Annotated in this window: 12 protein-coding genes; 7 read left to right on the top strand and 5 right to left on the bottom strand. The window is 67.9% G+C overall.

Going from position 1 to position 12162, the window contains the following annotated elements:
- The first annotated feature begins 71 nt into the window (after positions 1-71).
- From uvrB to Adu01nite_RS23310, 3 genes are all read left to right on the top strand, one after another.
- Positions 72-2186 carry an excinuclease ABC subunit UvrB gene (gene uvrB / locus Adu01nite_RS23320; RefSeq protein ID WP_203729190.1) on the top strand — a complete coding sequence of 705 codons (2115 nt, stop codon included), beginning with the start codon at positions 72-74 and terminating at the stop codon, positions 2184-2186.
- A 26-nt stretch (positions 2187-2212) separates the two neighbouring features.
- On the top strand, positions 2213-2404 hold the full coding sequence (locus Adu01nite_RS23315) for a hypothetical protein (RefSeq protein WP_203729188.1): 192 nt from the start codon (positions 2213-2215) through the stop codon (positions 2402-2404).
- Positions 2405-2769: 365 nt separating this feature from the next.
- On the top strand, positions 2770-3765 hold the full coding sequence (locus Adu01nite_RS23310; RefSeq protein WP_203729186.1) for a TerC family protein: 996 nt from the start codon (positions 2770-2772) through the stop codon (positions 3763-3765).
- A gap of 134 nt (positions 3766-3899) precedes the next feature.
- On the opposite strand, the gene typA is transcribed toward Adu01nite_RS23310, so the two are convergent.
- Complete coding sequence (gene typA / locus Adu01nite_RS23305; protein WP_203729184.1) at positions 3900-5762, bottom strand: translational GTPase TypA; 1863 nt, start codon at positions 5760-5762, stop codon at positions 3900-3902.
- A gap of 148 nt (positions 5763-5910) precedes the next feature.
- On the opposite strand from typA, the gene Adu01nite_RS23300 reads away from it, so the two are divergent.
- Entirely contained in the window at positions 5911-6690 is a 780-nt protein-coding gene (locus tag Adu01nite_RS23300; RefSeq protein WP_203729182.1) for a lytic transglycosylase domain-containing protein, read from the top strand.
- Positions 6691-6816: 126 nt separating this feature from the next.
- Complete coding sequence (locus tag Adu01nite_RS23295) at positions 6817-7242, top strand: uL11 family ribosomal protein (RefSeq protein WP_203729180.1); 426 nt, start codon at positions 6817-6819, stop codon at positions 7240-7242.
- 40 nt (positions 7243-7282) lie between these two features.
- On the opposite strand, the gene Adu01nite_RS23290 is transcribed toward Adu01nite_RS23295, so the two are convergent.
- Positions 7283-7873, bottom strand: a complete 591-nt coding sequence (locus tag Adu01nite_RS23290) for an ATP-dependent Clp protease proteolytic subunit (protein ID WP_239132639.1) — start codon at positions 7871-7873, stop codon at positions 7283-7285.
- An 82-nt stretch (positions 7874-7955) separates the two neighbouring features.
- Between Adu01nite_RS23290 and Adu01nite_RS23285 the strand changes: the two genes are divergently transcribed.
- Positions 7956-8570: a cysteine hydrolase family protein gene (locus tag Adu01nite_RS23285; protein WP_203729176.1), complete on the top strand. Its 615-nt coding sequence runs from the start codon at positions 7956-7958 to the stop codon at positions 8568-8570.
- A 23-nt stretch (positions 8571-8593) separates the two neighbouring features.
- Entirely contained in the window at positions 8594-9451 is an 858-nt protein-coding gene (locus Adu01nite_RS23280; protein WP_239132635.1) for a GntR family transcriptional regulator, read from the top strand.
- A gap of 85 nt (positions 9452-9536) precedes the next feature.
- Here Adu01nite_RS23280 and Adu01nite_RS23275 read toward each other — a convergent pair whose 3' ends face one another.
- Genes Adu01nite_RS23275 through Adu01nite_RS23265 form a run of 3 tightly spaced genes read right to left on the bottom strand, consistent with a single transcriptional unit; the run spans position 9537 to position 12034 of the window.
- On the bottom strand, positions 9537-9761 hold the full coding sequence (locus tag Adu01nite_RS23275; RefSeq protein ID WP_203729174.1) for a DUF397 domain-containing protein: 225 nt from the start codon (positions 9759-9761) through the stop codon (positions 9537-9539).
- Between the two features lie 18 nt (positions 9762-9779).
- Positions 9780-10514 (bottom strand): aspartate/glutamate racemase family protein, encoded by a 735-nt coding sequence (locus Adu01nite_RS23270; RefSeq protein ID WP_203729172.1) that lies wholly within the window; start codon positions 10512-10514, stop codon positions 9780-9782.
- Positions 10514-12034 (bottom strand): NCS1 family nucleobase:cation symporter-1, encoded by a 1521-nt coding sequence (locus Adu01nite_RS23265; RefSeq protein WP_203729170.1) that lies wholly within the window; start codon positions 12032-12034, stop codon positions 10514-10516. Before Adu01nite_RS23265 ends, Adu01nite_RS23270 begins: the two co-directional genes overlap by 1 nt.
- Positions 12035-12162: the final 128 nt, after the last annotated feature.

The raw sequence follows: 12162 nt of genomic DNA, 5'->3' as shown, positions 1-12162 counted from the left end.
CGCTGCCGAATGTGCACCCTCCGCACGCCGTCGGCCAGAACTTGTCATACCCCCGACGTACGGTTGTCCCCATGGCGTTCGACATCCCTCTGCTCGACGGCCGCTTCGAGGTCATCAGCGATTTTCAGCCCGCCGGCGACCAGCCCGCGGCCATCGACGAGCTCGAGCGCCGGGTGCGCGAGGGCGACCGCCACACGGTGCTTCTCGGCGCGACCGGCACCGGTAAGAGCGCGACCACCGCGTGGCTGATCGAGCGGCTGCAGCGGCCCGCGCTCGTGCTCGCGCCCAACAAGACGCTCTGCGCCCAGCTGGCCAAGGAGTTCCGCGAGCTGTTGCCCAACAACGCGGTGGAATATTTCGTCAGCTACTACGACTATTACCAGCCCGAGGCCTACATCGCGCAGACCGACACCTACATCGAGAAGGACTCGTCGGTCAACGATGAGGTCGAGCGGCTGCGGCACTCGACCACCATGTCGCTGCTGACCCGCCGCGACGTGATCGTGGTGGCGACGGTCAGCGCGATCTACGGCCTGGGCACCCCGCAGGAATATGTGGAGACCGCGGTCAAGCTCAAGGTCGGCGACGAGACCGACCGTGACAAGCTGCTGCGCCGCCTGGTCGACATTCAGTATTCGCGCAACGACATGGCCTTCCAGCGGGGCACGTTCCGGGTCCGGGGCGACACGCTGGAGATCATCCCGGCGTATGAGGAGCTGGCCGTCCGCGTCGAGCTGTTCGGCGACGAGGTGGAGAAGCTGTATTACCTGCATCCACTGACCGGCGAGGTGATCCGCGAGGTCGACGAGCTGATCATCTTCCCGGCCACGCACTACGTGGCCGGCGCCGAGCGGATGGAGCGGGCGATCGTCGGCATCGAGGCCGAGCTGGCCGAGCGGCTCGCCGAGCTGGAGCGGCAGGGCAAGCTCCTCGAGGCGCAGCGGCTGCGGATGCGCACCACCTACGACATCGAGATGATGCGCCAGGTCGGCTTCTGCAACGGCATCGAGAATTATTCGATGCACATGGACGGCCGCGGCCCCGGCGACCCGGCGTTCACCCTCCTCGACTACTTCCCCGACGACTTCGTCACGGTCATCGACGAGTCGCACGTGACGATCCCGCAGATCGGCGGGATGTACGAGGGGGACGCCTCCCGGAAGCGGATCCTCATCGAGCACGGCTTCCGGCTGCCCAGCGCGGCCGACAACCGGCCGCTGCGGTTCGACGAGTTCCTCGAGCGGGTCGGCCAGATGGTGTTCCTGTCGGCCACCCCCGGCCCGTGGGAGATGCAGCAGGCCCAGGGCGAGTTCGTGGAGCAGGTCATCCGCCCGACCGGCCTGGTCGACCCGCAGGTCGTGGTGAAACCGACCAAGGGGCAGATCGACGACCTGATGCACGAGATCCGGCTGCGCACCGAGCGCGACGAGCGGGTCCTGGTCACCACGCTGACCAAGAAGATGGCCGAGGACCTCACCGACTACCTGCTGGAAAATGGCATCCGGGTGCGCTACCTGCACTCCGAGGTGGACACTCTGCGCCGGGTCGAGCTGCTGAGCGAGCTGCGCAAGGGCGACTACGACGTGCTGGTCGGCATCAACCTGCTGCGGGAGGGTCTCGACCTGCCCGAGGTGTCGCTGGTGGCGATCCTCGACGCCGACAAGGAGGGCTTCCTGCGCAGCGGCCGGTCGCTGATCCAGACCATCGGCCGGGCCGCGCGAAACGTCTCCGGCGAGGTCCATATGTATGCCGACAAGATCACCCCGTCGATGCGCAACGCCATCGACGAGACCGACCGGCGCCGGGCCAAGCAGATCGCCCACAACGAGGCCAACGGCATCACCCCGCAGGCTCTCCGCAAGAAGATCCACGACATCCTCGACGACATCTACCGCGAGGCGGAGGACACCGACGCGGCGGTCGGCCCGATGGTCGGCGGCGGCGGCCGGCAGATCTCCCGTGGCAAGGCCCCGGTCCCGGAGACCAGGTCGAAGGCGCGGGCGTCGACCGGCACGGCCCGCGAGGGCATGGCCCGGGTCGAGCTGGCCCAGCTCATCCAGGACCTCAACGACCAGATGCTGGCCGCCGCGCGCGAGCTGCAGTTCGAGCTGGCCGCCCGGATCCGCGACGAGATGTCCGAGCTGAAGAAGGAACTGCGCGGCATGGACATGGCAGGCGTGAAGTAGCCGGCTCCCGTCCATGACGCTGACGGGTGGACGTCGGCTTCGTCACAGCTGCGGTCGGGCGGATCGCTCGGGTCGGGGTGGCGCCGGCGCGTGGGCTGATGGTGACCGGTGGCAGCGCCGAGGCCTGGGTCAACGTCAACGTCAACAACCCGGGCCGCCGGTGGGGCTTCGTCGACCGAGGGCGGCGGGGGCGCTTTGGCGAGTGGCAACTGAGCTAGCCTCCTAGGACGCATCGGTGCTTCCGCGGCCCTCCGGCGGGCGCTGTATAGCCCCGCTGCAACCGGGAGGCGTTACGCTTGGCCCAGGGAACATGTTCGGAAGAGTGGGGCGGCCGAGAGGCACGACACGCTTTCCCGGGGTGCCCTGCCATTGGGTTTCCGTATGGGACACAATGGCTGCCGTAGGAGGGGAGTATTCCCTCGTGCCGGTCTCGTCAACACGGAAGGCCCGAGCGGGCTGACCCGGGGCCGGCGGTCGCCACACAGGCGGCGGAAGAGACCTCCGACAGCCGCACGTCGCTGTGCCCTCTCCACCCGGAGTGGACGCAGCGCCGAACCGTGTCTGCCGGAGGTTCCTGTTGTCTGTGTCCGCCTGGGTGTGGATTGCCACACTGGTCGCTCTCATCGCCGTTCTCGCCGTTGATCTCCTGATCATCGGCCGACGGCCGCATGAGCCATCCGTGAAGGAATCCGGCAGCTGGGTGGCCCTCTACGTGGGGCTGGCCGTTGTTTTCGGCATCGGTGTCTGGATCAGCGCGGGCGGGCGGTACGCCGGCGAGTTCTACACCGGCTGGCTCACCGAGTACTCGTTGAGCGTCGACAATCTCTTCGTCTTCGTCATCATCATGGGCCGGTTCGCGGTGCCCCGGCATCTTCAGCAGAAGGTGCTGCTGATCGGCATCGTGCTGGCGCTGGTGATGCGCGGCCTGTTCATCGCGGCCGGCGCCGCCCTCATCGCGCAGTTCTCCTGGGTCTTCTACATTTTCGGCGCGTTTCTCGTCTACACGGCGGTCAACCTGCTGAAAGAGGGCGAGAACGATGCGGACGACTTCAACGAGAACGCCCTGATCCGCTGGGCGAAGAGGATTCTGCCGGTGTCGTCGTCGTTCGAGGGCGGCCGGATGACGGTCGTGACGCAGGCCGGGAAGCGACTGTTCACGCCGCTGCTGATCGTGACGATCGCGATCGGCACCACCGATCTGCTGTTCGCCCTGGATTCGATCCCGGCCATCTTCGGGATCACCAAGGAGCCCTACCTGGTCTTCACGGCGAACATTTTCGCCCTGATGGGCCTGCGGCAGCTCTACTTCCTGCTCGGCGGCCTGCTGGAGCGCCTGGTCTACCTCAACTACGGCCTGGCCGCGGTGCTGGCCTTCATCGGCGTGAAGCTGTTCCTCGAGGCGCTGCACACCAACAGCCTGCCGTTCATCAACGGCGGCGAGGGCGTCCACTGGGCTCCGGAGATCCCGATCTGGCTGTCGCTGCTGGTCATCATCGGCACGCTCGGCGTCGCCACGGTGGCCAGCCTGGCCAAATCATCCCGGGACCGGAAACGCGAGTTACTGAACGCGAAGGCGTAAGCCGCAAAAGCAAAAAACACAGCCCGATGGTCGCGGCAGAATGCCGGACCACCGGGCTGTTTGCGTGCGGCAGCCGCCGAAGGCGGGGTTCGCGCGAGTGCGGTTGGCGAACCCCGACGGCGTACCTGTAGGGGTTACTGGTGTTTGCGTCGGGCGGCGGCCCGGCCCCGCGCCTGCTGGTCGAGGACCACCTTGCGGATGCGCACCGCGGCCGGGGTGACCTCGACGCATTCGTCCTCGCGGCAGAATTCGAGGGCCTGCTCGAGGGAGAGCTTGCGCGGCGGGATCACCTTCTCGGTGTTGTCGGCGCTCGCCGCGCGCATGTTGGTGAGCTTCTTCTCCTTGGTGATGTTGACGTCCATGTCGTCCTCGCGAGAGTTCTCGCCGACGATCATGCCCTCGTACACCTCGGTGGTCGGCTCGACGAACAGCTGACCGCGTTCCTGGATGTTGATCATCGCGAACGGGGTGACCGCGCCGGCCCGGTCGGCGACGAGCGAACCGTTGTTGCGGGTGCGCAGCTCGCCGAACCACGGCTCGTAGTCCTCGAAGAGGTGGTGCATGATGCCGGTGCCGCGGGTCTCGGTGAGGAACTCGGTGCGGAAGCCGATCAGGCCGCGCGCCGGGACCAGCCACTCCATCCGCAGCCAGCCGGTGCCGTGGTTGATCAGCTCTTCCATCCGGCCTTTGCGGGTGGACAGCAGCGTGGTGATCGCGCCCATGTATTCGTCGGGGGCGTCGATGGTGAGGCGCTCGACCGGCTCGTGCACCTTGCCGTCGATGGTCTTGGTGACCACCTGCGGCTTGCCGACGGTGAGCTCGAAGGACTCGCGGCGCATCTGCTCGACCAGGATGGCCAGGGCGAGCTCGCCGCGGCCCTGGACCTCCCAGGCGTCGGGGCGCTCGGTCGGGAGGATTCGCAGCGAGACGTTACCGATGAGCTCGCGGTCGAGGCGGTCCTTGACCATGCGGGCGGTGACCTTGGCGCCCTTGACCTTGCCGACCAGCGGCGACGTGTTGGTGCCGAGGACCATCGAGATGGCCGGCTCGTCCACCGTGATCAGCGGCAGCGGGATCGGGTTCTCCGCGTCGGCCAGGGTCTCGCCGATCATGATCTCGGCGATGCCGGCGATGGCCATGATGTCGCCGGGGCCGGCGCTCTCGGCCGGCTTGCGGTCGAGGCCCTCGGTGATCAGCAGCTCGGAGATGCGGACGTTACTGATCGTGCCGTCGGTCTTGCACCAGGCCACGGTCTGACCCTTGCGGATCGTGCCCTCGTGCACGCGGCAGAGCGCGAGCCGGCCCAGGAAGTTGGACGAGTCGAGGTTGACGACGTGCGCCTGGAGCGGCGCGCCCTCGGTGTAGGTCGGCGCCGGGATGGTCTCGAGGATGGTGCTGAACAGCACCTCGAGGTCGGTGCTGTCCTCCGGGACGGTGCCGTCCTTCGGCTGGGTCAGCGAGGCGATGCCGTCGCGGGCGCAGGCGTAGACGATCGGGAACTCGATCTGGTGCTCGTCGGCGTCGAGGTCGAGGAAGAGCTCGTAGGTCTCGTCGACGACCTCCTTGATGCGGGCGTCGGGGCGGTCGACCTTGTTGATGATCAGGATGATCGGGAGCTTGGCCGCGAGCGCCTTGCGGAGCACGAACCGGGTCTGCGGCAGCGGGCCCTCGGAGGCGTCGACGAGCAGCGCGACGCCGTCGACCATGGTGAGGCCGCGCTCGACCTCACCACCGAAGTCGGCGTGGCCGGGGGTGTCGATGATGTTGATGGTGACCGGGTCACCTGCGGCGGGCTGGTAGCTGATCGCCGTGTTCTTGGCGAGAATGGTGATGCCCTTTTCCCGCTCCAGGTCCATGGAGTCCATGGCGCGGTCGGCCATCTCGCCACGGGCGTGCGACTGGCTCCCCTGGCGCAGCATGGCGTCGACGAGGGTGGTCTTGCCATGGTCGACGTGGGCGATGATGGCGACGTTGCGTAGGTCGGTGCGGGTCTGCATAGAACTATTGTCCCCGGTCTTGGTTGCCGCCGCGGGTCAGGGGTGTAGCCAGGGAACTCGCGTGGTTTGTCCAGTTCGCGGGGCAGCGAATCGTTATCGGCGACTGTTAGCGTTCGGCTTCGGCGATTCACGGGGAGGTTTTTCGTCGATGGCTCATCGTGCAGGAGTGCTGGCGGCGGTGGTCGCTCTGATCGTCGCGGCCGGGTGCGGGCTGACCGGCAAGGACGACACCCCGGCCGCCGCGGTGGCCGCGCCGACCTCGGCGGAGCCGACCTTCGAGCTGGAGACGCCGTCGCCGGAGCCGACCACCGAGTCGCCGTCGCCCACCCCGTCGAGGACGAAGCCGAAGACGGCGGAGCCGACCCAGCCCGCGTTCTGGAGCCAGTTGCCCGACTGCGCCCATTACGACAAGACCAAGGCCGTGGCCAAGAGCAAGGTGAAGACGTCGCTGAAGTCGGCGGCCGCGCGCACCTACTGGAATTCCGAGGCGCCCCAGCTGAAGCTCAACTATCCGCTGGTCAAGGCGGTGGCCTGGCAGGAGAGCGGCTGGCAGAGCAACATCCACAACTGCGACGGCGGCGCCGGGGTCATGCAGGTCATGCCGGCCACCACCGACTTCATCAACCAGCGGTTCGGGCTGACCTACGACGAGGCGAAGTTCGCCGACAACACCTATCTGGGGGCCAACTACCTGGCCTGGATGACCAAGTGGGTGGGCGACAAGTATTTCAAGAGCACCAACTACAACCTGAGTGCGAGCAAGTGCAAGACGTCCTCGTCGTGGTGCCTGCTGAACGTGGTCATCGCCGGCTACAACGCCGGTCAGGGTGGCATCGAGGCGGCCGCGGAGACCAAGACGCTGCCCAACCCGCAGTACGTGGCGGCGGTCCGCTCGTTGATGACCCGGTGCCAGTGCGATAAGTACTGAGGCCGCGAGCTACACTTTTGGCGTGCTCCCGGGGTCTGTATTAGGATCCCCGGGTTAGTCGTGTGTTGATGATGCTGGCGAGCTGCGTTCTCATAGCTTGCAGCTCACCCTAAGGAGCCTTACGCAATGCCGCCCAAGAAAAAGACCCATGAGGTAACCCTCGCGCTTGAGGCGGGTAACGCCGCGATGGTCGACCTCGGCAAGATGCTTGGTCCGACCGGGGCCAACATGCGTGCCGTGAAGGTGGAGTACGACGAGGCCACCTCGAAGAACCGGGGCGAGATCATCCCGGTCGTCGTCTCCGTCTACGAGGACCGCAGCCACACGCTGGTCTACAAGACGCCGCCGACGAGCTTCCTGATCCGCAAGGCTCTGGGGATCCAGTCCGGCGCGTCGAACCCGCTGACCCAGACCGTCGGCACCCTGAGCGCCACCCAGGTCAAGGAGATCGCCGAGCGCAAGCTCCCCGACCTGAACGCGAACGACATCACCGCCGCGGTGCAGATCGTGGCCGGTACCGCCCGCTCGATGGGCGTCAAGGTCGCGCAGTAGCTTTTGCGGAAAAGCCCCCGGGACATCCCGGGGGCTTTTTCTATGCCTTGCCGACGATCTCGTCGATCAGGCCGTATTCGACGGCCTCCTGGGCGCTGAGGATCCGGCCGGCCGACAGGTCGTCCTCGATCCGGCTGCGCGACTGGCCGGTCACCTCGACCAGGCGCAGCACGATCTCCTCCAGCTCGCGCAGGTGCTGGCCGGCCGCCCGGGTCACCTCGTCGGCGGTGCCGGTCACCCCGGCGGCGTGCGGCTCGGTCAGCTTGAAGCGGGCGTGCCGGTAGGCGGAGCGCTTGTCGGCGGCCGCGAGCACCGCCACCACCGCGCCGACCGCCTGGGACGTGACCAGCGCATGCACCGGCGCGGTCATCGTGTCGATCACGTCGATGACGGTGAGCGCGGCGCCCAGCTCGCCACCGTCGCCGGACACGTGCAGCTGGATCGGCGCCGGGCCGGTGGCGTCGAGGGTGAGCAGGGCGGCCGAGATGCCGGTGGCGGCCTCGTTGGTGAGCAGGCCACGGACCATGACGATGCGCTGGTCGAAAAGGCGTTCCTCCAGCCAGCCGGGCACACCGGGGCCGACCGAGGGGAGCTGGGACGGGGGCTGTCCCCACGTCGGATCGTGCCGCATATTCACCCGTGGCCTCCTGGTTTCACCCTGTGATCGAGCCTAGCCTGGCAACGAGAGTGACGAGGCCCACAGGAGGCGTGCCATGACGGAGACACTGCAGCTCGACCCGGCGAAGACGGCGGTCGTGCTGATCGAGTTCCAGAACGAGTTCACCAGCGAGGGCGGGGTCCTGCACGGCGCGGTGGCGCCGGTGATGGACAAGACCGGGATGCTGGCCAAGACGGTGGCGCTGGTCGAGGCGGCCCGGGCCGCCGGGGTGACCGTCATGCACGCGCCGATCACGTTCGCGCCCGGCTACGGGGAGCTGACCCGCCATCCGTACGGGATCCTCAAGGGCGTCGTGGACGGCAACGCGTTCGTGAAGGGCACCTGGGGTGCGGCAATCGTCGACCAGCTGGCCCCGGCCGAGAGTGACATCGTCATCGAGGGCAAGCGCGGCCTGGACACCTTCGCCAGCACCAACCTCGACTTCATCCTGCGCAGCAAGGGCATCGAGACGGTGATCATCGGCGGGTTCCTGACCAACTGCTGTGTCGAGTCGACGATGCGCAGCGCCTACGAGAACGGGTACCGGGTCATCACCGTCACCGACTGCATGGCGGCCACCTCGCCGGAGGCGCACGACAACGCGATCGCGTACGACTTCCCGATGTTCTCGATTCCGGTGGAGTCGTCGGCCGTCGTAGCGGCGCTGTAACGAGGGCGGATTATGGTCCGGGCATGTCTGGTCCGCGCCGCCGGTCGATCCTGATCTCGCGGCTTGCCGGGCGCCCGCCGGCCAGTCCGCACGCCGCGATCGTCGATGAATTGCGCGGCATCATCCTCGACGGCGAGGTGCCGCCCGGCTCGGCGATCCCGGTCGACGCGGTCGCGGCGGCGTTCGGGGTCAGCCGGATCCCGGTGCGCGAGGCACTGATGACGCTGATCGGCGAGGGCCTGGTCGACCACCGGCCGAACGGCGGCTACCGGGTGGCGACCATGACGGCCAACGAGTTCACCGAGATCTATCTGGTGCGGGAGGCGCTCGAGACGGCGGCGCTGCGGGCCGCGATCGAGCTGGCCACCGAGGACGACGACCGGCAGGCGCGGGCCGCGCACGGTGCGCTGGACGCGGCGGTCGACGCGTACGACGGGCGGCTCTACCACCGGGAGAGCCGCCGTTTCCACCTGGCGCTGATCCGGCCGTGCCGGATGCGGCGGCTGCTGCACATGCTGGACGCGGCCTGGAACATGACCGAGCCGCAGCAGGCGATGACCCACCTGGGCGGCGGCGACCGGGCGCTGCTGCACGCCGATCACGCCGGCATGCTGGCCGCCTTCTGCGCCCGGGACGCCGACGCGCTGACCGCCGTCTTCGCCGCGCACCATCACCGGCTGCAGGCGGCGATCGGTGCCCTGCCGCAGGACACCGGGCTGTTCGAGCCGGATGATCAGGCCGGTTCGGGCACCTCGTCCGGCCGGTCCGGGGTGGGCTCGACGATCGGTTCCACCGGGGCCGGCGGCAGCGTGTCCGGGGTGTCCGGGGAGAGTTCGCCCGGGTCGTCCGGGATCGGTGCGCCGGGGTCGAGCGGCGGGTAGCGGTCCGGGCTCGTCATCTCGCGTCCTTCCGGTGGCGGGTGCGGTCACTCTGTGCTTACCCACCCGCCCGGTTCATGAACGACTTCTAGGTGTCGAACTCGCCGTCCTTCACGCCGGCCACGAACGCGTGCACCTCGGCCGGGGTGAAGAACAGGATCGGGCCCTCCGGGTCGCGGGAGTCGCGCACCGCCCAGCCGCCGTCCGGCAGCAGGGCGACCTCGACGCGGTTCCCGCCGCCCTCGCCCCGGTCGGCGGTCCGCCACTCGGCGGCTGTCCGGTCGAACCGTTCCTGGTATCCCTTGACGCTCACCGCCCCATTCTTCCGCTTTCAAGCAGGGCGGTGGAACGGGGTCAGCAGTCCGGTGTACGACTTGGCCGGCGGCTCGGCGTACTCGCCGCGTTTCGACGTGCCCACCCCCAGCGTGATCAGGGCCTGGACCAGCAGCGTGGCGGCGGCCACCCCGTCGATGACCGGCACCCCGAGCTCGGCGGTGGCGGCCGCGCACAGGTCGGCCATCCCGGCGCAGCCCAGCACGATCACATCGGAGCCGTCCTTCTCCAGGGCCAGCCGGGCCAGCGCCACCACCCGTTCGATGACGGTGGGGTCACTCTCCAGGGCGAGTACCGGGATGTCGCAGGCGTACACCCCGCGGCAGGCGCCGGCCGGGGCGTAGCGGGCGGCCAGGTCCCAGGCCCGCCCGCGGGTGCGATCCAGCGTGGTCACCACGCTGAAGCCCCGCCCGACCAGCATCGCCGCGTGCATCGCCGCCTCCGCGATGCCGACCACCGGGCCGCGCGCCAACTCCCGGGCCGCGTCGAGACCGGGATCGCCGAAGCAGGCCACCACGTACCCGTCGACGAAGTCCCGTTCGCCCTCGGCGACCGCCGCGAGCAGCCCGGGCACGGCGAGCGCCTCGTCGTAGTGGCTCTCGATCGAGGCCGGGCCCATCGCCGGCGTGACCGCCTCGAGGGTGACGCCCGGGCCGGTCACGGCCCGGGCGGTCGCCTCGATCAATGCGGTCATCGACTCCGTGGTGTTGGGGTTGACGACCCGGACGAGCATCAGACCGGGACCCGGCTGAGCTGCTTGACGTTGGTCGCCGGGACCAGGGCCAGGTAGACGACCAGGCCGAGGCCCATGCCGATGAACCAGCTGTACTGGGCCAGGGTGTGCATGTGCGGGCCGCCGGTCCAGAGCACCGGGATCATCGCCACGACCGCGCCGGCCGCGGTGGCGATGACCGCCGCCGGGTTGACGCCCTTGCGGTAGAAGTACCGGCCGGTGGGCTCCATGGTGAACATGTCGTCCACGTCCACCTGCTGCCGGCGCACCAGGTAGAAGTCGGCGATCAGCACCCCGAACAGCGGTCCGATGAAGGCACCGAGGGTTTCCAGGGTGTAGTGGATGACGTCCGGGTTGTTGTAGAGGTTCCACGGGGTGATCAGCACCGAGCCGACCGCGGCGATCATGCCGCCGGCCCGCCAGCTGATCCGCTGCGGGGAGACGTTGGAGAAGTCGAACGCCGGCGAGATGAAGTTGGCGACGATGTTGATGCCGATCGTGGCGATGGTGAAGGTCAGGGCGCCGAGCACGATCGCGAACGTGCTGTCGATGCGCGCCACGGTGGAGACCGGGTCGGTGATCAACTCGCCGAAGACCGGGATGGTCAGCGACGCGGTGACGACGACCAGGATCGAGAACATCAGGAAGTTGAGCGGCAGCCCGAGCAGGTTGCCGGTCTTGACCGCCTTGAACGACTTCCCATATCTGGAGAAGTCACCGAAATTCAGCATCGGCCCGGAGAAGTACGACACGACCAGGGCGATGGCGCCGAGCATGATCGGCAGGGCATCCCAGCCGTGGTATTTCACGTCGCCGAGGGACAGGTTGATCGAGCCCCAGCCCGCCTTGTAGATCAGGTAACCGGCGAGCACGAACATCACCACGTAGACGGCCGGCCCGCAGAAGTCGATGAACCGTCGGATCGTCTCCATGCCGGTCCAGAAGACCGCCGCCTGCAACACCCACAGGATCGCGTAGGTGCACCAGCCGAGCAGCGGAAGACCGAGAAAACCATGAAGATCGACATCTGCGTACGGCATGAGCCCCGGCCAGATCTTCAGAACCACGACATCAAGGGCCGCCGAGGCCAGGTACGTCTGGATGCCGTACCAGGCGACCGCGATCGCCCCCCGGATGATCGCCGGCACGTTCGCGCCGAGCACCCCGAACGCCGCCCGGTTGATCACCGGATAGGGCACCCCGGTCTGCTGGGAGGGCTTGGCCACCAGATTGCAGAAGAAGTAGACGATCGTGATGCCCACGACCAGCGAGACGAGCACCTGCCAACTGGACAGGCCCAGCGCGAACAGGCTGCCCGCGGTGACGTAGCCACCGACGCTGTGCACGTCGGACATCCAGAACGCGAAAATGTTGTAGGAACCCCAGTGCTGATCCTCCAGAGGCGCGAGGTCCTCGTTCGTCAGCCGTGGATCGTAGGAGGGCTTGATGACGCCGCTGCCGACCGGCATGCCGGCGGCTTCGACCAGGTCCTGTGGCGTGCTCGAGGTGATGTCGGCCATACGAACAAGCTAGGAATCCCGCGTTTCGCAGCGATGAGCGGAAATGTATATCTTCCCGTCTCGCGCGCCCATGCAACCGTTCGGAGCTGCCAGTCGTCATGGGGCTGTGAGAGCGAAGGAGGGCACGT

This window comes from Paractinoplanes durhamensis (assembly GCF_016862175.1).
In the GTDB taxonomy this organism is placed as follows: domain Bacteria; phylum Actinomycetota; class Actinomycetes; order Mycobacteriales; family Micromonosporaceae; genus Actinoplanes; species Actinoplanes durhamensis.
Note: the sequence above shows the minus strand (reverse complement) of the source record. Positions and strands in the feature narration are given on the sequence as shown.

Bases quoted from the DNA above. Each gene is read 5' to 3' on its own strand.
- Adu01nite_RS23300 (WP_203729182.1), top strand. From the start codon at position 5,911: ATGGCTCATCGTGCAGGAGTGCTGGCGGCGGTGGTCGCTCTGATCGTC.
- typA (WP_203729184.1), bottom strand. From the start codon at position 5,762: ATGCAGACCCGCACCGACCTACGCAACGTCGCCATCATCGCCCACGTC.
- uvrB (WP_203729190.1), top strand. From the start codon at position 72: ATGGCGTTCGACATCCCTCTGCTCGACGGCCGCTTCGAGGTCATCAGC.
- Adu01nite_RS23295 (WP_203729180.1), top strand. From the start codon at position 6,817: ATGCCGCCCAAGAAAAAGACCCATGAGGTAACCCTCGCGCTTGAGGCG.
- Adu01nite_RS23290 (WP_239132639.1), bottom strand. From the start codon at position 7,873: ATGCGGCACGATCCGACGTGGGGACAGCCCCCGTCCCAGCTCCCCTCG.
- Adu01nite_RS23265 (WP_203729170.1), bottom strand. From the start codon at position 12,034: ATGGCCGACATCACCTCGAGCACGCCACAGGACCTGGTCGAAGCCGCC.
- Adu01nite_RS23280 (WP_239132635.1), top strand. From the start codon at position 8,594: ATGTCTGGTCCGCGCCGCCGGTCGATCCTGATCTCGCGGCTTGCCGGG.
- Adu01nite_RS23270 (WP_203729172.1), bottom strand. From the start codon at position 10,514: ATGCTCGTCCGGGTCGTCAACCCCAACACCACGGAGTCGATGACCGCA.
- Adu01nite_RS23285 (WP_203729176.1), top strand. From the start codon at position 7,956: ATGACGGAGACACTGCAGCTCGACCCGGCGAAGACGGCGGTCGTGCTG.